At 70.7% G+C, this 20,626-nt stretch carries 14 protein-coding genes; 7 read left to right on the top strand and 7 right to left on the bottom strand.

Going from position 1 to position 20,626, the window contains the following annotated elements; genetic code table 11:
* Positions 1-8: 8 nt before the first annotated feature.
* The 4 genes from KV106_RS37975 to KV106_RS37960 are packed head-to-tail and all read right to left on the bottom strand — an operon-like array spanning position 9 to position 5,431.
* Positions 9-1,727 carry a tannase/feruloyl esterase family alpha/beta hydrolase gene (locus tag KV106_RS37975; protein ID WP_261217336.1) on the bottom strand — a complete coding sequence of 573 codons (1,719 nt, stop codon included), beginning with the start codon at positions 1,725-1,727 and terminating at the stop codon, positions 9-11.
* Between the two features lie 40 nt (positions 1,728-1,767).
* The gene (locus KV106_RS37970; RefSeq protein ID WP_261217335.1) at positions 1,768-2,577 is read right to left on the bottom strand and encodes an enoyl-CoA hydratase/isomerase family protein; all 810 of its coding nucleotides are present in this window, start codon (positions 2,575-2,577) and stop codon (positions 1,768-1,770) included.
* Entirely contained in the window at positions 2,574-4,412 is a 1,839-nt protein-coding gene (locus KV106_RS37965; protein ID WP_261217333.1) for an AMP-binding protein, read from the bottom strand. Before KV106_RS37965 ends, KV106_RS37970 begins: the two co-directional genes overlap by 4 nt.
* Positions 4,413-4,450: 38 nt before the next feature.
* Positions 4,451-5,431 carry a Bug family tripartite tricarboxylate transporter substrate binding protein gene (locus KV106_RS37960; protein ID WP_261217331.1) on the bottom strand — a complete coding sequence of 327 codons (981 nt, stop codon included), beginning with the start codon at positions 5,429-5,431 and terminating at the stop codon, positions 4,451-4,453.
* Between the two features lie 145 nt (positions 5,432-5,576).
* Between KV106_RS37960 and KV106_RS37955 the strand changes: the two genes are divergently transcribed.
* On the top strand, positions 5,577-6,362 hold the full coding sequence (locus tag KV106_RS37955) for a helix-turn-helix transcriptional regulator (RefSeq protein WP_261217328.1): 786 nt from the start codon (positions 5,577-5,579) through the stop codon (positions 6,360-6,362).
* Here the strand turns inward: KV106_RS37955 and KV106_RS37950 are convergent.
* On the bottom strand, positions 6,359-6,967 hold the full coding sequence (locus KV106_RS37950) for a DUF4337 domain-containing protein (protein ID WP_261217326.1): 609 nt from the start codon (positions 6,965-6,967) through the stop codon (positions 6,359-6,361). The genes KV106_RS37955 and KV106_RS37950 overlap by 4 nt on opposite strands.
* A gap of 168 nt (positions 6,968-7,135) precedes the next feature.
* On the opposite strand from KV106_RS37950, the gene KV106_RS37945 reads away from it, so the two are divergent.
* The 6 genes from KV106_RS37945 to KV106_RS37920 all read left to right on the top strand — a co-directional run bounded on the left by KV106_RS37945 (position 7,136) and on the right by KV106_RS37920 (position 15,634).
* On the top strand, positions 7,136-7,861 hold the full coding sequence (locus KV106_RS37945; RefSeq protein WP_261217325.1) for a TetR/AcrR family transcriptional regulator: 726 nt from the start codon (positions 7,136-7,138) through the stop codon (positions 7,859-7,861).
* Between the two features lie 159 nt (positions 7,862-8,020).
* Positions 8,021-11,563, top strand: a complete 3,543-nt coding sequence (locus KV106_RS37940) for an indolepyruvate ferredoxin oxidoreductase family protein (protein ID WP_261217324.1) — start codon at positions 8,021-8,023, stop codon at positions 11,561-11,563.
* Positions 11,560-12,330 carry an enoyl-CoA hydratase-related protein gene (locus KV106_RS37935; protein ID WP_261217323.1) on the top strand — a complete coding sequence of 257 codons (771 nt, stop codon included), beginning with the start codon at positions 11,560-11,562 and terminating at the stop codon, positions 12,328-12,330. Before KV106_RS37940 ends, KV106_RS37935 begins: the two co-directional genes overlap by 4 nt.
* 8 nt (positions 12,331-12,338) lie before the next feature.
* Positions 12,339-13,079, top strand: a complete 741-nt coding sequence (locus KV106_RS37930; protein ID WP_261217320.1) for an NAD(P)H-dependent oxidoreductase — start codon at positions 12,339-12,341, stop codon at positions 13,077-13,079.
* A gap of 99 nt (positions 13,080-13,178) precedes the next feature.
* Complete coding sequence (locus tag KV106_RS37925) at positions 13,179-14,897, top strand: thiamine pyrophosphate-dependent enzyme (protein ID WP_261217318.1); 1,719 nt, start codon at positions 13,179-13,181, stop codon at positions 14,895-14,897.
* A 14-nt stretch (positions 14,898-14,911) separates the two neighbouring features.
* Positions 14,912-15,634 (top strand): MgtC/SapB family protein, encoded by a 723-nt coding sequence (locus KV106_RS37920; RefSeq protein ID WP_409976599.1) that lies wholly within the window; start codon positions 14,912-14,914, stop codon positions 15,632-15,634.
* Positions 15,635-15,649: 15 nt separating this feature from the next.
* Here the strand turns inward: KV106_RS37920 and KV106_RS37915 are convergent, their stop codons facing one another.
* Together KV106_RS37915 and KV106_RS37910 are read right to left on the bottom strand one after the other, a co-directional pair.
* Positions 15,650-20,011, bottom strand: a complete 4,362-nt coding sequence (locus tag KV106_RS37915; RefSeq protein ID WP_261217314.1) for a DEAD/DEAH box helicase — start codon at positions 20,009-20,011, stop codon at positions 15,650-15,652.
* 97 nt (positions 20,012-20,108) lie between these two features.
* On the bottom strand, positions 20,109-20,626 hold a 518-nt coding region (locus KV106_RS37910), incomplete at its 5' end, for a hypothetical protein (RefSeq protein WP_261217312.1).

Here is a 20,626-nt window from a genome sequence, read left to right as displayed (position 1 = left end):
GTGGGACGTCAGCGCACGCAAGTGAAGCTGCTGGCGAGATCGACGTCGCCCGTCCCGTTGTAGCGCGGCCAGGCCGGGTACTCGCACAGCGGACGGGTGCGGCCGTTGTTGCCGGCGTTGGCGTCCGCCACCGTGGGATTGGAGGGCGCGAGGCCCTGCTCGACCCAGCGTTCGAGCGCATCGACCGAGTCGAAGCGCACGTCGTAGGCGCCGCCGCCGTGCCCGTAGCCGGGCACCTCGTAGTACTTGAGGAAGGCGTCGACCCGCGCGCTGCCCATCGCCGCGACGGCGCGCCGATGGAACTCCTCGGACGAGCCCGCGGGAATGAGTGGATCGGCCATGCCGTGCACGATCAGCACCTTGCCGCCCTTGTTCGCGAACGCGCTCAGATCGGGGTTGACGTCCAGCCGCGACGAGATGTAGCGCAGCCGCTGCTGGACATAGCCGTTCGCGTCGACGGCGAAGAGGAAGGGGTCGTAGCTGGCATCGCGGTAGACCATGTACTTCACGAAGGACTCGCCGATGTAGGTCGCGAACGCCATGTCGAAGCGCGAGGGCGTGGCCGGTGCGCTGCTGCCCATCGCGGGAATGACGCCGCCGTCGAAGATGTTGAGCGCGGCATAGCCGTCGGTGCCGTTGGCCAGCAGGTAGGGCAGCTTCAGCGGCGTGGCATAGGCACGGAAGCCCCCGATCTGGGCCGTCGACAGGCAGCCGTCGCCGCTGTCGGCGGCGCCCGGGCAGGCGAGAGTCGCGGGATCGAAGGCGCAGGCCGAGACCTTGGCGATCACGCCGTCCGTCGCGCCATCGAGCGCATCGCAGGCCGCGACCACCGAGCGGGTCAGCAGCTGCTGCTTGGCCGGGTTCGACCAGGCGCCGGGCGCGGCGAGCGCCTTCGAGGTGATCGCGTAGTTGGTCAGCATGCCCGTCAGCGACCAGGCGGGAAAGTAGGCGATGACACCGTCGTAGAGCGCGGGCCAGCGGTCCGCGACGTAGAGCGCCTCGCGGCCGCCGCCGGAGCCGCCGGCCGCATAGGTGCGCACGGGCGCCGCGCCGTAGCGCCGCGCGATCAGTTTCACCGCGACGTCGCGCGTCTTGCGCAGCTGGTCGCCGAAGTAGTTCTCGAGCGCCTCGTCGTTGAGCGCGAAGCTGGCCTCGGCGGCACTGCCGCTGTGTCCCGAATCGCTGCCGAAGGCGGCATAGCCGCGCGCCAGCGGCGTGGCGAGGCCCGAGGCACCGGGTGCGTTGCCGTTGCCCGCGATCACGCTGCCGTCGTAGCCGCCGCCCGTGAGCTGCATGGCCTTGCGGTTCCAGGCGGTCGGCAGGGCCAGGTCGAACTGGATCGGAGGAGCGCTGGCGTCGACCGGTGCGATCGATCCGGTGACGCGGCAGTACTCGCCGACCGCGGTCGATCCACTGCCCGCGGGCGCCACGAGCGTGGTGCTGGAGACCACGGCGCCCGAGGTCGGCAACGCGATGTCGGTGGCGGGGATGCCGAGCCCGTTCAAGGCGGCGCAGGCCTCGGCCGCGCTCAGAGCGGGTGCGGGAGGCGGCGCGGGCGTATTGGAGGCCGGCGCGGGCGCGGGAGCGAGGCCCGAAGCCACCGGGGCGAATCCGCCGCCTCCGCCGCCGCCACCGCATCCGGCCTGCACCGCGAGCGCGATGACCGAGACCGCGAGCGAGATCCTTCGCTTCGAAATCTGGGTCGCGGGGGTGTAGCTCTTTTTCATCTCGTCGTCTCCTGCGTCCGTGTTGGAAATTCCTGTCGCCTCATCGCCCGCGATAGACCGGCGGGCGCTTCTCCATGAAGGCACGCGGCCCTTCGCGCGCGTCCTCGCTGGCGAACACCGTGGCCTTGGCCTGGTTCTCGAGCGCGAAGCCTTCGGCGAGCGACAGCCCGCTGGCGGCGCGCGCGGTGCGCTTGATCGCCCGCAGCGCGAGCGGCCCGTTGCCTGCGATGCGTTCGGCCAGCGCGCGTGCCTCGGTCATCAGCGCCGGACCCGGCACCACGCGGTTGACCAGGCCGATCTCGCGGGCCCGCGCTGCGTCGATGGGTTCGCCGATCAGCATCAGTTCCATGGCCAGCGGCCACGGCAACTGCCGCGGCAGCCGCACCATCGAGCCCGCGAAGGGAATCAGCGCGCGCGTGGCCTCGGGCAGGGCGAAGCGGGCGTGCTCCGCCGCGATGCGCAGGTCCGTGCCGAGCATCAGCTCGAAGCCCGCGGCCATGCACACGCCGTTGATGGCGGCGATCACGGGCTTGTCGAGTTCGAAGTCGCGCAGGCCCGAGGCCGCGAGCACTCGCGGGTCGGACAGCAGGCGTCGGTCCCACTCGTCCTCTGGCGCGCGGGCTCCGCTCATCAGCGGCAGGGTGCGCGACAGGTCGCCGCCGGCGCAGAAGGCGCGCTCGCCGGTCGCCGTGACGATGGCCACGCGCAAGGCGTCGTCGGCCGCGAAGCGCATCACGGCATCCGCGAGCAGGCACAGCATGCGCGGCGTCAGCGCATGGTGCGTGGCGGGCGCGTCGAGCGTGATGGTGGCGATCGCGCCGTCGATGTCGAGGCGCACCGGCGGGCTCATGCGCCGCCTCCGGCGCGATCGTCGATCTCGTAAGGGATCGCGAAGGTGCGCATGAGCGCGTGCAGACGCTCGGCGTCGGGTGCGGCATCCGCCGCGGCGCGTCGGCGAAAGCGCGCATTCAACCCGCGCGCGCTGTCTTCCACCGCGACCGCCACGCCATCGAGCAGGCCGGCGTCGCGCAGGCGCTGCGTCAAGGCATGCTCGCAGGCCAGGGCCCGCAGCCGCGGCTTGTAGACCTTGCCGACGGCGGTCAGCGGGATCGCCGCGAGGACCTCGATGCGCTTGGGGAACGCGGGCCGTTCCGGAATGCGCGCATTGGCGAAGGCCGAGAGCGCCTCGGCGTCGACCCGCGATCCCGGCCGCAGCGACACGTAGGCCACCGGCAGTTCGCCCGCGTACTCGTCGGGCTCGCCCACGGCCGCGGCCAGCTCGACCTCGGGATGCTGGAGCAGCGCCGCCTCGATCACCTGCGGGTCGATGTTGTGGCTGCTGCGGATGATCAGGTCCTTGGCGCGCCCGGTCACGAACACGCGGCGCTGCGCATCGACATGGCCGATGTCGCCGGTGATCAGCCAGCCATCCTCGAAGGTGCCGGCGTTGCGGTGCGCTTCCGTGTAGCCGGGGCCCACGTTGGGGCCGCGCAGGCGCAGCACGCCGCTCTCGCCCGGCGCGCAGTCGCGGCCGTCGTGCGCGACGGCCTTGACCTCGGTGAAGGGCAGTGGAATGCCGCAGGAGCCGTGCACGCGCGGCGCGAGAAAGGGTTCGATGCTGACCACGCCCGCGCACTCGGTCATGCCGAGGATGTTGCGCACCGGGATGCCGAACTTCTGCTCGAAGGCATTGGCCAGTTCGTTGGGCAGCGGCGAGCCGCCGGTGAGCAGGGTGCGCACGCGGGCATGGTCCGCGGGTTCGGCCTCGAGCCCGAGCAGCGTCGCGATCACTGTCGGCACCGCGGCCAGCAGGCTCACGTCGTGCTGCCGCACGACGCTCCAGTAGCGCCGCACCAGTGCCGTGTTGCGCAGCCCGAGCAGGGTCGGCAGCACGATGCGCGCACCGCTCAGCAGCGCCGAGAGCCCGTAGACGAAGGAGCCGGCGACATGGAACAGCGGGAAGCCGTTGAGGATCGTGTCGTCCTCGCGCATCGCATACAGCTGGGCCGCGCTCCAGGCGGCATGCAGCTGGTTGCGCTGCGTGTGCTGCGCGAGCTTGGGCGCGCCGGTCGTGCCGCCGGTGTGGAAGAGGGCGGCCAGTCCGTCGGTAGATCGTGCTGGAAGCGCCGCATCCGGCGCCATCCGCGACAGGGCCGTGTCGAAGTCGATCGCGCCCGGCGCCCCGCCGACGGCGAGCACCTGGCGCAGCGCGGGGCAGGCGTCGGCCAGCGTCGCGGCACGCGACCAGATGTCGAGCTCGGGATGCGGGCCCAGCGCCACCAGGATGTTCGCGCCCGAGGCCCGCACGAGTTCGGCCAGGTGCGCGGCGTCGAGCAGGTAGTTGATCGGGCAGACGATGCCCGCGGTCTCGGCGCCCAGCAGCGTCAGCCAGGCCTGCGGAATGGCCGGCAGCAGCATCGCGACGCGCGGCGTCTCGCCGGGCACGAGGCTGGCGAAGAGATTCGCGGCGCGGCGGATGTCGGCGAGCAGGTCGGCGTAGCGCCAGTGCCGCGGCGGCGTTTCGGGATCGGCATCGGGCAGGTAGCTCAGCGCGATGCGCGTGGGGTGCCGGGCGGCGACCTCGCACAGCGCGTCGTAGACGTGGTCGTGGGCCATGAAGGAGGCGTAGGGCCGCGCTTCGATGCGCGCGAGGTCCTCCGCGTCGCGGATACGGTGGTGTTGCATGGGTCGATGGGGCGCGGTCGGCGCCCGCCTCCTGGTTGTCAGTCGCCGCGGAATCCGGAGGCCTTCACGACCGCGGCCCAGCGTGCCGCTTCCTCGCGCAGCATGCGGTCGGTGTCGGTGCGGCCCGCGCCGACGATGCTGAAGCCGGCTTCCACCAGCTTGGCGCGCGCGTCCTCGGGCTGGACGGCCTTCACGGACTCTGCACCGAGCAGGTCGAGGATGGCCGGCGGCGTGCCCTGGGGCGCCATGAGCGCGAACCAGGAGGAGATGTCGATCTTCGGATAGCCCGACTCCGCCATGGTCGGCACCTCGGGCAGCAGCGGCGAGCGCCGCGGCGCGGTGGTGGCGAGCGCGCGCATCTTGCCGCCCTTGATCTGCGCGTTGCCGAGCGCCGTGGAGACGAAGGCGGCCGCGACGTCGCCCGAAAGGATGGCCGTGACCGCGTCGCCGGTGGTCCGGTAGTGGACCGGCTCGACCTGGAAGCCGGCCGCCTCGCCGAACAGCTCGGCGCCGAAGTGGCCCGAGGTGCCGGCGCCGAAGGTGCCGAAGTTGAGCCGGCCGGTCTGCGCGCGCGCCGCCTTGACCAAGTCCGCCACCGTCCTGTGCGGCGAGTTCGCGGGCACGGCCAGCAGGAAGTCGACGCGCGCGACCTCGCTGATGCCGGTGAGCTCGCGGCTCGGCGCGTAGCCGAGCTTGCCGAAGGCGGCCGGTGCGATCGAGATCGAGCCGACCTCGCCGAGCAGCAGCGTGTAGCCGTCGGGCACGGCCTTGGCGACCGTCAGTGCCGCGATCTGCCCGCCGGCGCCGGGCTTGTTGTCGACCACCACCTGCTGCTTGAGCAGCTCCGACAGCCGGATCGCGAACAGCCGCGCCAGCACGTCGGGCGCCGTGCCGGGCGCATAGCCCACGGCCAGGCGGATCGGGCGGTCGGGATAGGCCTGTGCGCGGGCGGCGAGGGGCCACTGCGCGAGGGTGGGCACCAGGGAGGCGGCGAGCAGGGCGCGGCGTGAGAGCGTCATGGGGATTCCTTTGGCCGCCAGTGTCGCGATGGGGGACTTTTCGTCTGTCCCCCGCGATGTAGACAGGGCGCGCCCTGAGGGGGAAACCCGGTGCGGCCCGAAGGCGCCGCGCCGATAGGCTCCGGGCATCCCATCGGTTGTGTCCATGCAGCTTATCCCTCTTTCGTCCGCCACGCCCGCGCTCGCCACCAGCGCGGACGGACGCGCCGTGGATGCCATGGCGGGACTGATCGCCTGCATCGGCGGCCACGGCTTCGCCAACGACGCGCTGGCGCAGCTCAACCGCTGGCTGCCGGTCTCATGGCTGTCGGTGTTCCGGCTGTCGGACCATGCGCCGCCGCGCATGCCCGCGTCGGGCAGCTACCGCGCGCCCGACGGCACCGCGGAATCGTGGGCCGTGTACCGCTCTTCGCTGTATCGGCAGGACCAGACCTTTCTCGCGGCGCGCGAGCAGATCGGCCAGGCCCGCTGCACGCTCGTGCACTGGCACGCGAAGGAGATTCCGGCCCCGCATCGCGAGCGCATCTACACGCGGCACGGCCTGCGCGAGCGGCTCTCGGTGGTCTGCAAGGACCAGGACGATGGCCTGCTGGCGATCAACCTCTACCGGCACGAGAGCCTGCCGCTCTTCACGGACGAGGAGATCGAGTGGGTCGGCATGGGCGCGCCGATCCTGACCTCCTGCGTGCAGCGCCACCTCGACCTCGCCGGTGCACGCGAGCAATCCTTCGATGCCCGGCTGTCGGGGCTCACGCGCAGGGAGCGCGAGGTCTGCGAGCGCATGCTCAAGGGCTGGACCTACGAAGGCATCGCCAGCGATCTCGGCATTTCCGCCGGCACGGTCAAGACCTTCAGGGACCGTGCCTTCGATCGCCTGGGCATCCACCACCGCAACGAGCTGTTCGCATTGGTGCTGGTGAACACGCCCTAGACGTGCAGCGCCGCGAGCGCGCCGATCGAGATGCCGGCGAGCGCTACGCCGTACATGGCGCGCTCCAGCCACTTCCTGCGCGTCAGCAGCGCGATGGCCGCGAGAGCGATCGACACCTGCAGCACCGTGGTGGCCTGCGCCCAGCGGTGGTGCTGGTGCATCTGTTCCTCGGAGGCCGTGTCCCAGCGGACGGACTCTTCCTCGAGCTTCTTGGCCGCGGCCTGGATCTCGCCCTTCTCCTGCTCGTAGCGCGTCACCTTCACCTGCCAGCCCTGGCGCCGGGCGTCATCGGTGGCGGTGTCGCGCGCGAACTCGGCCAGCGCCTGCTTGGTGCTCTTCGACTGGAAGTAATTCCACTGGTTCGAGGCCTCGGTCTTCTTGATGGCCGCGTTGTTCTTGTAGAGCCCGGCATTGGCCTGCGTGGCGCCGCCCATGTACGCGAAGATCGCGCCGATGGTGGCGATGGCCGCGGTGCAGACGGCGATCTTTCCCGTGACGCTCATGCCGGCGCCCTCGGCCGCATCGCCGTGGCCATGGCCGCCGGACGCGGCGTGTTCGAGTTCGTGGTCGTGCGGGCCGTGCACGTGGAATCCGTGTCCTGACATGGGGTCCTTTGTTTTCAGAAAGATATGGAGCGGCGCGGGAGTATGCATGGGCGTGGCGCGGTTGCGGCCTTGGGGAAAGTCCTGTCGGCTGAGGCTGCCTGCCAGGGGCGGCCGCGGGTTCACTTCCATAATGGCGGCCAGTCCAGCTCTCTCGAAACCCCCGCAGACATGTCCGTCACCAAAGCCGCCACGCCGCGTCGCGCCCCCCGGGGCGAAAAATCCGAGCGCACCCAGGCGAGCCTGCTGGCGGCGGCGCGCGAGGTCTTCGCCGAGCGCGGTTTCGAGCGCTCGACGACCTCGGAGATCGCCCAGCGCGCGGGGGTGTCGGAGGCGACGCTCTTCACCTACTTCGAAAGCAAGCGGCGCCTGTGCATCGACGTGGTGGGCCGCTGGTACGACGAGATCAGCATCGAGCTCGAGGAGCAGGTGCCGGCGATCGCCGGATTCGAGGCCAGGCTGCGCTTCGTGATCCAGCGGCACCTGACCCATCTGATGGGCGACGGCATCGGGCTGTGCGCGCTGGTCCTCGGCGAGGGGCGGATGGTCGATGCCGAGTTCTCCGGGCTCATCGCCGAACTCAAGCGGCGCTACACCTCGCCCTTCATGGCGGCGTTGAGCGAGGCGCGCGAACTCGGCGAGGTGCGCGGCGACGTGCCGCTGCGCCTGATGCGCGACATGGTGTACGGCTCGATGGAACACGTGCTGTGGGACTACGTGACCACCGGCACCAAGCCCTCCATCGCATCGACCGCCTCGCAGCTGAGCGCGATGCTGATGGCGGCGTTCTCGCTCGAGCCAGCGCCGGCGCGCGCCGCCCGCCGCTTCCAGTCCGATGTGCTCGCGGCGGTGCGCCGGCTCGAGCGCGACGCGGGTCCGGCAGAAGACGCCTCCTAGCGCGTTGGCCGGGCCGGCCGGCCGTACATCCGTCGTCCTCCAAAAAATGAGTCAGGCTCAAGCCGTGCGTGCGCGGCTGACATTGGCGTGCCTGTTGCCAACCTTGGAATTACACATGTATAGTTGAGTGACACTCAAATTTAAGGTGCGGAGACCACGATGGGACACGGTGACCCGGAGATCCAGCGCGCATTGCGCTCGGTTTCCCTCGACGACAAGTACGACGGCGGCAGCGGCGTGGCCTACCTGAGCGGCACTCAGGCGCTGGTCCGCCTGCTGCTGAACCAGGGGGAGCGGGATCGCCGCGCGGGGTTGCGTACGGGCGGCTTCGTCAGCGGCTACCGCGGCTCGCCGCTGTCGGGGCTCGACCAGGCGCTGTGGGGCGCGCAGGCCCGGCTCGAGGCGCGCGACATCCGGTTCCAGCCGGCGATCAACGAGGACCTGGCCGCCACGGCCTGCTGGGGTTCGCAACAGCTCGCGCTGTTTCCCGAGGAGGCCAGGGTCGATGGCGTCTTCGCCCTGTGGTACGGCAAGGGGCCCGGCGTCGACCGCAGCGGCGACGCGCTCAAGCACGGCAACGGCGCCGGCACCTCGCGGCTCGGCGGCGTGCTGGTGCTGGCGGCCGACGACCACACGGCCAAGTCCTCGACCTTCGGCCACCAGAGCGAGCAGGCGCTGGTGGCGGCGTTCATCCCGGTGCTGTATCCCAGCAGCGTGCAGGAGTACCTCGACCTCGGCGTGCATGGCTGGGCGATGAGCCGCCACAGCGGCCTGTGGGTGGGCATGAAATGCGTGTCGGACGTGGTGGAGACCACGGCCGTCGCCGACGTGGACCCGCAACGGGTGATGGTGAAGCTGCCGGACGCGGGCGAAGCGCCATCGCAGGACCTGCACATCCGCTGGCCCGACGTCTGGGCCGAGCAGGAGCCGCGCATCGTGCGGCACAAGCTGCCCGCCGCGCTCGCCTACTGCCGCGCCAACGGGCTCAACACGATCGCGCTCAAGACGGCCTCGTCGAGACTCGGCATCGTGTGCGCGGGCAAGAGCTACAACGACGTGCGCGAAGCCCTGCGCCTGCTGGGGTGGACCGACGCGCAGGCCGCCGAGCGCGGCGTGGCGGTGCTCAAGCTCGGCATGGTCTGGCCGCTGGAGCCGGAGATCGTGCGCGAGTTCGCGAACGGTCTCGATGAGCTGCTCGTGGTCGAGGAGAAGCGCCCGCTGATCGAGCAGCAGCTCAAGGACGAGCTCTATGCGGACGCCGTCGAGGGCCGCAAGGCCATCCGCATCTCGGGCAAGAGCCGCGGTGGCATCGGCGGGGAATGGAGCGTGGGCGCCGACGAACGCCTGCTGCGCAGCGACTACGAGCTCACGCCGCCGGAGATCGCCGCCGCGATCGCCGAACGCCTGGGCCTTCCGGTCAATGCCTTCGAGGCCGACCCGCGCGCCGCGGCGCATGGCGCACCGTCGGCGCCGGCCGCGGTGCGCAAGCCCTACTTCTGCTCGGGCTGCCCGCACAACACCTCCACCGTGGTGCCCGAAGGATCGCGCGCCATGGCCGGCATCGGCTGCCACTACATGGCGAACTGGATGGACCGCGACACCAAGGCCTACACCCACATGGGCGCCGAGGGCGTGCCGTGGATCGCGCAGCGCCTGTTCTCGACGCGCAGGCACATCTTCGTGAACCTCGGCGACGGCACGTACTTCCACTCGGGCTCGCTGGCGATCCGGCAGGCGGTGGCGGCCGATGCCTGCGTGACCTACAAGGTGCTGTTCAACGACGCGGTGGCCATGACGGGCGGACAGCCGGTGGAAGGCCAGCTCACCGTCTCGCGCATTTCCGAGCAGGTCGCCGCCGAGGGCGTGCGCCGCATCGCGGTCGTCAGCGACGACATCGGGAAGTACCGCGACGCGGGCACGCGCTTCGCCGCCGGCACGACGGTGCACGAGCGCGGCGAACTCGACCGCGTGCAGCGCCAACTCGCCGCCTTCGAGGGCGTGTCGGTGCTGATCTACGACCAGACCTGCGCGAGCGAGAAGCGCAGGCGCCGCAAGCGCGGCAGCTATCCCGACCCGGCCATCCGCTACGTCATCAATCCCGAGGTGTGCGAGGGCTGCGGCGACTGTTCGGTCAAGAGCAACTGCCTGTCGGTGGAGCCGCTGGAGACGGAGCTGGGGCGCAAGCGCAGGATCAATCAGTCGTCCTGCAACAAGGACTTCTCCTGCGCCCAGGGCTTCTGCCCGAGCTTCGTGGCGGTGAAAGGCGGCAAGCTTCGCTCGAGCCCGTCCAGGAGCGACGTGCTCGCCTGGGAGCCGCCGCCGGAGCCGGTGGTGCCCGAACTCGACGGCACCTGCGGCATCCTCGTCAACGGCGTCGGCGGAACCGGCGTGGTGACCATCGGCAGCCTGATCGGCATGGCGGCCCACCTGAGCCACCGCGGCTGCAGCGTGCTCGACATGGCGGGGCTCGCGCAGAAGGGTGGGGCGGTGTGGAGCCACGTGCAGCTCGCGCCCACGCAGTCGGCGATCCTGTCGTCGCGGATCGCGTCGGCGCAGGCGGACGTGCTGATCGGCTGCGACCTCGTCGTGAGCGCGCATCCCGACAGCCTCGCCCGCCTGCGCGAGGGCCGCACCCGCGCGGTGGTGAACCTCGACGTGGCGCCGACCTCGGAGTTCGTGAAGAACGCGGACTGGAAGCTGCCGACGCAGGCGCTGAAGGCGGCGCTGGAAAAAGCCTGCGGCGCGGACGTGCAGTGGCTCAAGGCGCAGGAGGCGGCCACCTGGGCGCTCGGCGACGCCATCTACGCCAACCTCGTCATGCTCGGCTTCGCCTGGCAGAAGGGATGGATTCCGCTGTCGTCGCAGGCGCTCGAACGCGCGATCGAACTCAACGGGCAGCAGGTCGAGAAGAACAAGCAGGCGTTCCGGCTCGGCCGCTGGTGGGCGCACGACGCGCCGCGCGTGCTCGCCGCGATGAAGCCCGCGAGCACGGTCCAGTGGCTGCCGCGCGTCAACCGCACGCCCGAGGACACCGTCGCGCGCCTGTCCGAGCGGCTGGTGGCCTATCAGGGGCTGGCGTATGCGCGCCGGTTCGCCGCCTTCGTCCAACTCGTCGACAGCCAGTGCGCCGACGAGACGCACCGTCAAAGTTTTGTGGTTGCAGTGGCGCAGAACCTTTTCAAGCTCATGGCCTACAAGGATGAGTACGAGGTCGCGCGCCTTCATTCCGATCCGGAATTCATGGATTCGATCCGCCGTCAGTTCGACGGAGAGATCCAGCTGCAATACCACCTCGCACCGCCCCTGCTCGCCAAAAAGAACGACAAGGGCGAGCTTCAGAAGACGGCCTACGGCGCCTGGATGGGCCGGGCCTTTCGCGTGCTGCGGCACGGCAAGGTGCTGCGCGGCACGCCCTTCGACATCTTCGGCTACACACACGAGCGCCGCACCGAGCGCGCGCTCGTCGAGGAGTACCGCGCCGCGATCGGCGCCGTGGTCGCGCACCTGGGCAGCCATGCATCGGAGTGCCTGGAACTCGCGCGGTTGCCGCAGCAGATTCGCGGCTACGGCCATGTGAAGAAGCGCGCGGTCGCGGCGGCGCGGGCGCGCCAGGCCGAACTCTTCGAGTCCATCACCGGCAAGCCGCTGCCGCCGGGGACGATGGCGGACGGCTACGGCAAGTACCTGGAGTACGGCTGGTGACAAACGCTTCGCAAACGACGGACCGACACAGCCGCAGCGCCGTGCGCGCGGCGGAAGGCATCCTCTCGACGCTGGACGACGGCGCGTGGCGCATCCAGATCCATCGCGCGTCCAAGCGCAATGCGCTCACGATGACCATGTTCAGCGCCCTGGCCGAGAGCCTGGGGCTGGCGCAGTCCAACGACGCCGTACGGGCGATCACCCTGTCCGGCCTCGGGCCCAATTTCTGCGCGGGCCACGACCTGAGCGCCTTCGACAGCTGGCCGCAGGGCGCGGGAGACCCGGTGCCGCGCTTCCTTCATGCATTGGCCGACGTGCGCAAGCCGCTGCTCATCGGCGTGCACGGCTCGGCCGCCGGCATTGGCGTGACGATGCTGCTGCACGCGGACTGGGTGGTCGCGACACCCGACGCGGTCATGAAGCTGCCGTTCGTCGACCTGGGCATCGCGCCCGAGGCCGGGAGCTCCCTTCTGTTGGCGCGCGCAATCGGCGCGCACAGGGCGAGGCGCTTGCTGCTGGGCGGCGAAGCCTTCACCGGGCAGCAGGCCTGCGAATGGGGGCTGGTCTCCGAATTGGCACCCGCGCATGAACTCGCGACCTGCCTGCAGCACCGGGCCCGCGCCTTGGCGGCCAAGGACCCGAAGACCTGCCGCCGCATCAAGTCGCTGCTGGTCCCGGCCGACGAGGTGCATGCACGCATCGACGAGGAGATCGAACTGATCAACACGAGCGTGGCCGAGCGCCGCGCCTTGCAGCCGACCGGATGAATCCAGCCATGACAGCACCGACACCGCGCAAGGCGCACATCGTGTATGCCCATCCCGAACCGAAGTCCTTCGTCGCGGCGATGCGCGACCGGGTGTCCGAGCGGCTGACCGCCGGCGGCTGGCAGGTCGGGCTCTCGGATCTCCACGCCATGGGCTTCAACCCGGTGGCGAGCGCGGCCGACTTCGTCGAGCGCGAGAAGCCCGACTACCTGGTCTATTCGCTCGAGCAGCGCCATGGATGGCAGCGCCGGGCCCTGGCCCCCGACATCCTCGCGGAGGTCGAGGCCGTCAGGCAGGCCGAGCTGCTGGTGCTGGTGTTCCCCGTGTTCTGGTTCTCGGTGCCGGCCATCTTGAAGGGCTGGATCGACCGCGTGTTCCTGTCGGGGCTCTTCTACGGCGGCAAGCGCATCTACGACCGCGCGCCCATGGCGGGCAGGCGCGCGCTGGTCGTCACCTCGCTGGGCGGACGCAGCCACATGTTCGGCGACACCGGCATCCACGGATCGATTGAACTGATGCTTCGGCCCTTGCTGCAGGGCTCGCTCGGCTATGTGGGCTACGAGGTGTTCAAGCCTTTCGTGGCCTACCACGTGCCCTATGTGACGCAGGCCGAGCGCGGCGCGATGCTCGAGCAACTCGGCCGGGAGATCGATGCGCTGTCGCGGCGCGAGATCTTGGCCTTTCCCTCGCTCGACGGCTATGACGAGCTGCTTCGCCCCCTCGAGAGAAGCGCGGCAGGGATGGGGTAGGGCGCGGGGAAAAATCCTACCGGGACTACCGATGCGCGCCCACGGCCCGCGCGCGGCGCGCGCGTAGCGTGCCTTCTTTGTCGCAAAGGAAGCGCCCGCATGGCCCACAGGAAAGTCGCCGAACTCGTCATCGAAACCCTGCAGAAGGCGGGAGCCAGGCGTTGCTATGGCATCGTCGGCGACACCTTGAACCACGTCACGGACGCGATCCGCCGCAGCGAGATCGAATGGGTGCATGTGCGCCACGAGGAAGCGGCCGCCTTCGCCGCCGGCGCGGAGTCGTACCTGACGGGCGAGCTCACGGTGTGCGCGGGCTCGTGCGGGCCGGGCGGCCTGCACTTCATCAACGGCGTCTTCGAGGCGAACCGCAACCGCGCGCCGGTGGTGCTGATCGCGAGCCAGATCGTGACGGCCGAACTCGGCATGGAGTTTCCGCAGGAGGTCGACTTCAAGTCGCTCTATGCCGGTTGCAGCGTCTTCTGCGAGCAGGTGCAATCGGCCGAGCAGGCGCAGCGCGTGGTGGCGCTCGCGGCCCAGGCGGCGTTGTCGCGCCGCGGCGTGGCCGTCGTCATCCTGCCGAGCGACATCGCGCAGGCGGAGGTGAAGGAAGGACTCGGCTTCTCGGTGCACCGCGCCGCGCCCGTGATCCGGCCCAACGATGCCGAGCTCGCGCAGCTGGCGGCCTTGCTGGGCAAGGGAAGGAAGATCGCGATCTATGCGGGCCATGGTTGCGAGGGCGCGCACGAGATGCTGCTGGCGCTCGGCCAGTGCCTGAAGGCGCCGATCGCCCACACCTCGCGCGCCAAGGATTTCGTGGAGTACGACAACCCCTTCAACATGGGCATGACCGGCATCTTCGGCGTGGAGTCGGGCTACCGCGCGCTGCAGGAGTGCGACACGCTGCTGCTGCTGGGCGCCGACTTCGCCTGGAGCCAGTTCTATCCGGCCAGGGCGACCATCCTGCAGATCGACGTCGACGGCAGCCACCTTGGACGCCGCCATCCGGTGGCACTGGGGCTGGTGGGCGACATCGCGCACACGATCGAGGCGCTGATCCCTCTGCTCGAGGAGCGTGCCGACCGGAGTTTTCTCGACGAGTGCCTGCGCCACCGCAAGGCTTCGCTGGAGACGCTGCGCAGCGACGAACGGCCCGGCAAGGCGGGGCTGATCCATCCGCAGCACCTCACGCGGGTGATCGACGAGCTGGCGGCCGACGACGCCATCTTCACCGCCGATGGCGGCAGCCCGATGGTGTGGTCGCTGCGCCACCTCACGATGAACGGCCGCCGCCGCACGCTCGTGAGCCTGCTGCACGGGACCATGGCCAACGCCATGCCGCAGGCGCTGGGCGCGCAGAAGGCCTTTCCCGGCCGGCAGGTGATCTCGCTGTCGGGCGACGGCGGCATCGCGATGCTGCTGGGCGACCTGATGACGGCCGTGCAGGAGAAGCTGCCGATCAAGGTCGTGGTCTACAACAACGCGAGCCTGAACTTCGTGGAGCTCGAGCAGAAGGTCGAGGGGCTGCTCGACAACTACACCGACCTGCTGAACCCCGACTTCGCGCGGCTGGCGGAGGTGATCGGCTTCTACGGGCAGAAGGTGGAGCGCGCCGAGCAGCTGCCCGATGCCGTGCGCGCCTGCCTCGCGCATCCCGGGCCGGCGCTGCTCGACGTGAAGGTCAACCGCACGGAGCTGGTGATGCCGCCGAAGGTGGAATTCAGCCAGGTCGCGGGCACGATGCTGTATTCCGCCAAGGCGGTGCTCGGCGGGCGTTCGTCGGATGTGGTGGACCTGATCAAGGACAACTTCACCGAATGACGCCGAGCCTGTCCATGCTGCACGGCAACGTCCTTCTTTCCCATGGCGAGACGCTGCTGCGCCTGTTCGTCGCTGCCGCGCTCGGCAGCCTGGTCGGCCTGGAGCGCGAGCGATTGCTGTGGGCCGCGGGCATCCGCACGCACATGCTGGTGAGCGTGGGTGCCTGCCTCTTCATGCTGGTGTCGGCCTACGGCTTCGCGGACAGCCTGCGGGGCGAGCACGTGGTGCTCGATCCTTCGCGCGCGGCCGCGCAGGTGGTGTCGGGCATCGGCTTCCTCGGCGCCGGCGCGATCCTCGCGCGCGGGGAGATCGTGCGCGGTCTCACGACCGCCGCGAGCATCTGGACCGTGGCCGCGATCGGGCTCGCGGTCGGCGGCGGGCTGTACTTTCCGGCGGCCGCTTCGACCGTGATCATCCTGGTGATCCTCGCCGGCATCAAGCCGCTGGAAGAGGCCTACCGCGCGCGCAGCCAGAGCTGCCGGCTGCGCGTGGTCGCAAAGCACGGCGCGGTGAGCCCGGAGTCGCTCGAGCAGGGCCTCGACCTGCAGCCCGCGCGGCTGCGGCGCTTCCTGGTCGCGGTGCGGCCGGGCGGCGAGCTCGACGACATCACGGTGCAGCTGGTGCGCGTGTCGTCGGCCGACATCGGCAATTTCGTGCAGCGGCTCGAGGCGCTGGAAGGCGTGCAGTCGGTCGAGGTGGTGACGCGCGGCGGCGGGCACGGGGCCGAGGCCAGCTGACGTCGTAGCGCGGACTCAAGCCTGAGGTTGCGCGGCGAGTTCGTGGCTGCGCAGCGAGGGCTCGAGCGAGAGCGCACGCCGCGCCGACTGCGCCCGCGCGGCATCGAGTTCGACCAGCAGGCTGACTTCTCCCGCCACGCTGGTGGCGATCGGCACGCCATCGCAATACAGCACGCGCGAGCCCGCGACCCGCGGCACCTTGGGACCGTTCACGACGGTGCCCAGCAGGTTGGCCGGGTCGCTGGCCGCGAGCGCGATCAGCGCGCCGTCGCCCGGCTCGCGGCGCACGCGCCGCATCGATGCCACCGCCTCGGGCAAGGCGAACTGCTCGCCCGACACGCCGGCGATGAAGCGGCCGCCACGGATCTCGCCGCGCGCCTCGAGCCGGCGGCACACGCGCACCAGCTCGCGCCAGGGCGGCAGCCACGCGGCTTCGCGCTCGAGCAGCCGCCAGCAGACCACGCCATAGCGGCGCAGCAGCACGTGCACCACCTGTTCGATCGCCTCGGCGGAGCTGGCGGCCATCGCTTCGGCGGCGGCGGGTGGCCGCACCAGGGTCCAGCGCCCGGCGTCCTCGATGCTGAAGAGCGGCGCGCGCCGCCGGCGCCGCAGGTCGGCCGAGGCGCGCTTGGCGGCCGGCACCAGCAGGGCGCGCAGGCCCGCGTAGCTGTCGCAGCGCGCGCGGCCCTTGGCGACCAGTTCGGTCAGCGCCTCCTCGATCTCGACCGGCAGCAGCCGGGTGCCGTGCGCGATCTCGTCGAAGAAGCAGGCGCCGTGCTGGGCCAGGTGCGCGGCGACGCGTGAAGCGCGCGAGCCCAGGTTGTCGTCGTCGGCAGGCGTGGGCGCGAGCGTGGTCCACAGCGCCGAACTGCGGCGCGGCAGCAGCACCACCGGCGTGGCGCGCAGCGACAGGCTGCCCGCGCCCTTGCGCCCCTCGGTGGCCGTCGGCCGCAGCCGCGTCCACAGCACGCGCCCGGCGGTGCACAGGTCGTCGAGCCAGGCGCCCGCGTAGTCGCTCACGCGCGCGGGCAGCAGCTCGGCCTCCCACAGCGGCGCGGGCGCTTCATAGCCTTCGAGCTGCGAGAGGATGCCCGACAGCGCTTCCGGGCCGCTCACGCGCGAGCCCGCGCCGATGTGCTGCCATTCGAAGAGGAAGCGCACGAAGTCGCGCGGCTCGATCGGTTCGATCTCGCGGCGCAGGCGTCCGAGCGTGTAGCGGTGGATGCGTGCCAGCAGATGGCGCTCGCACCATTCGGGCTCGGTGCCGCCGGGCGTGAAGCGGCCCTGCAGCACGCTGCCTTCGGTCTGCAGCGCGAGCAGGGCGCCTTCGACGTCGGCGGTCGACAGGAAGAGTGGCGTGGCGAGCTGCGCGACGGTCACCGGGCCGAGCCCGCCCAGGCGCGAGCGCAGCAGTTCGCGCAGCGCGGTGTCGCGATCGGCGGGTTGCTCGGCGTCGTCCGGCGCGGCGATGGCGGGCTGCATCGGCGCATCGGGCGCCACGGTACGCAGCAGGCCCAGCCGCTCGGCCGTCACCCACAGGCCGCGCGCGGTGCGGCCCTTGCCTTCGAGCAGCAGGCGCGTCGCGCGGCCGGCCTTGGCGAGGGCCGTCAGCCATTTCTTCCAGTCCGCCTGCCGGGCCACCTCGTCGTCGTTCAGGGCGCCGAGCATGCCGAGCGCCTCGTGCATCTCGTCGACGCTGCGCGGCTGCGGCCAGGCTTCCTCGCGCACGCTGGCGATGGCCTGCGCGTCGAGCTGGCCGACGTCGTCGGCGCTCTGCGGATCGGTGTAGCGCCGGTTCTGCACGGCCTGCGTGCGGCGTTCCTCCAGGGGCGCATCGTCGAGGAAGGCATAGGGCCGCGCGTTCAGGGCCTCGAGCGCGAGCGGCGAGGGCGCGCTCAGATCGCGCGCCAGCACGCGCACCGCGCCGGCCTCCATGCGCCGCAGCAGCGCGAGCCAGCCGTCGGCATCCATCGCGTCGTGCAGGCAGTCGTCGAGCGTCTGCGCGACCAGCGGATGCTCGGGGATCTCGCGCTCGCCGACGATGTTCTCCGCGCATGCGACCTGGTCGGGAAAGACGGCCGCGAGCAGGTCCTCGGAACGCATGCGCTGCAGCTGCGGCGCCACCTTGCGCCCGCCGGTGAAGCGCGGTAGCGCGAGCGCGGTGGTGGCGTTCCAGCGCCAGCGCACGCCGAACAGGGGCGCGTCGAGCAGCGCCTGCACCAGCACGTGCAGCGCCGAGGCCGAATGCAGGTAGCGCGCCACCTCGTCGAGCGGGAAGCTGTGGCTGGTGGAGAGCGACAGCACGATCGCGTCCTCGGTCGCCGCGGCCTGCAGCTCGAAGTTGAAGGTGCGGCAGAAGCGCTTGCGCAGCGCCAGGCCCCAGGCGCGGTTGAGCCGGCTGCCGAAGGGCGAATGGATCACCAGCTGCATGCCGCCCGAGGCATCGAAGAAGCGCTCCATCACGAGCGTGTGTTGGGTCGGCAGGTCGCCGAGCACGGCACGCGCCTGGGCGAGGTGCGCGGCGATCTGGCGCGCGGCTTCCTCGTCGAGGCCGATGGTTTGCGTCAGCAGCGCCATCGCCGCGTCGAGGCCGCCCGTTGCGAGCGCCTGCGCGACTTCTTCGCGCAGCCGCGACACGCCGAACGACAGCTCGTCGCTGCGACCCGGCGCCTCGCCGAGCCAGAACGGAATGTTGGGCGCCGCGCCCTGGGCATCTTCCACCCGCACGCGGCCCGGCTCGATCTTGAGGATGCGGTAGCTGGTATTGCCGAGCTGGAACACGTCGCCCGCGAGGCTCTCGATGGCGAAGTCCTCGTTGACGGTGCCGATCTTGTCGGCCTGCGGCTCCAGCACGACCGTGTAGTCGCCCGTCTCGGGGATGGTGCCGCCGGAGGTCAGCGCGGTCATGCGCGCGCCCTTGCGTTCGCGCAGCAGGTGGTGCACGGCGTCGCGGTGCACGTAGCCCGCGCGCTGGCCCTGCCGCGTGACGAAGCCTTCCGACACCATGCGCACCACCTCCATGAAGCGCGCATGCGGCAGCTGGGCATAGGGCCAGGCGCGGCGCACCAGGGCGAACAGCTGGTCCTCGTTCCATTCGCGGCAGGCGGTCTCGGCCACGATCTGCTGCGCCAGCACGTCCAGCGGCGCCGGCAGCACGCGCAGCGCGTCGAGCTCGCCGCGGCGGATGCAGTCGAGCAGGGCGGCGCATTCGACCAGCTCGTCGCGCGACTGCGCGAAGAGCCGCGCCTTCGGCACGCCGCCCACCGCATGGCCCGAGCGCCCGGCGCGCTGCAGGAAGGTGGCGATGGCGCGCGGCGAGCCGAGCTGGCACACGAGGTCGACATCGCCGATGTCCAGGCCCAGCTCGAGCGAGGCCGTGGCGACGAGCACCTTGAGCTCGCCGCGCTTCAAGCGCTGCTCGGCGGCCAGCCGCGTCTCCTTCGACAGGCTGCCGTGGTGCGCGGCCACCGCCTCCTTGCCGAGGATGTCGCCCAGGTGCCGCGCCGCGCGCTCGGCCATGCGGCGCGTGTTGACGAACACCAGCGTGGTCTTGTGCAGCCAGACGAGCTCGGCCACGCGCGCATACACCTGCGTCCACTGGTCGCCCGACATCACGGCCTCGAGCGGCGTGGGCGGCAGCTCGAGCGCGAGGTCGCGCTGCCTGGCATAGCCGATGTCGACGATCTCGCAATCGGCCGTGCCGTCGGCGCGCAAGGCGCCCGCGCCGACCAGGAAGCGCGCCACCTCGTCGATGGGCTTCTGCGTGGCCGAGAGACCGATGCGCACCGGCCGCGTCGCGCACAGCGCCTGCAGGCGCTCGAGCGACAGCGCCAGGTGGCTGCCGCGCTTGCTCGCGGCGATGGCATGGATCTCATCGACGATCACGCTGCGCACCGTCGAAAGCATCCTGCGGCCCGAGGCGGAGCCCAGCAGCACGTAGAGCGATTCGGGCGTGGTCACCAGCACATGCGGCGGCCGGCGCAGGCTCTGCTGGCGTTCGCGCTGCGGCGTGTCGCCGGTGCGCACGGCGGTGCGGATCTCGACATCGGGCAGCCCCAGCGCCGCCAGCTCGGCGCGGATGCCCGCGAGCGGCGCATCGAGGTTCAGGCGGATGTCGTTGGACAAAGCCTTGAGCGGCGAGACATAGACGACGGCGGTCTCGTCGGGCAGCCCGGCGGGATCGAGGCCGCGGCGGACCAGGTCGTCGAGCGCGGCCAGGAAGGCCGTGAGCGTCTTGCCCGAACCCGTGGGCGCGGCGACCAGCGTGTCGCGCCCGGCACCGATCGCCGGCCAAGCCTGGGCCTGGGCCGGGGTGGGGCCGGGGAAGGTTCGCTGGAACCAGCGGGCGACGGAAGGGTGAAAGGAATGCAGGTCCACGGAAAGCGCAGGCTACGGCAGCGATCGCGGCGGTGCAACGCGCGAGCCGTTGACCCCACAGCTGGGGGCGCCGGGCGCTTTGTCTATATCCAGGGGCCTACAAGGCGCTGCGCGATGAAACATCCGCCAGGTGGATCGCGAAGCCCTGGCGGCGAATCTCCTCGAGGATGTGGGATGCATGCATGGCGACCCGTGGCAGGGGCTCCAGCGGGTCCCAGCTCATCTTGAATTCACGCAATGGCAAGACATGGGATGGACTGGTCGGAAGTGTCAGCGTGTCGGGATGCACGCCCGAACAGGTGCTCAGAAACAGCCCTGGCCGCTGAACACTCTCATAAGTATCGATTCGCACTCGGCCCCCTTCTTCAGGAGCGAGAGTAGCCGACTTTGCGCGGTGCGGGCGGCGGGCTGGATGCGGGCGGCTCCGGTTCCGAGGGGCCTCCGGCGGACGATCGGCGGGGTCAGAAAAATTTTTTCTCACTTCGTTGACCGAAGCCCCCAAAGCTGTGCATAATCGAGGGCTTCGCTGACTGGCTTCGGCGGTGATGACGAAAGTTGTTGCTGTGGGGTTGGATGGTGAAGAGGATGAAAAAAGTTTTGACGGTTCTTTAAAAA

The sequence above is a fragment of the Variovorax endophyticus genome (genome assembly GCF_025376855.1).
GTDB lineage: Bacteria > Pseudomonadota > Gammaproteobacteria > Burkholderiales > Burkholderiaceae_C > Variovorax.
The sequence above is the reverse complement of the archived record's forward strand: the minus strand, read 5'-3'. Positions and strand labels throughout refer to the sequence as shown.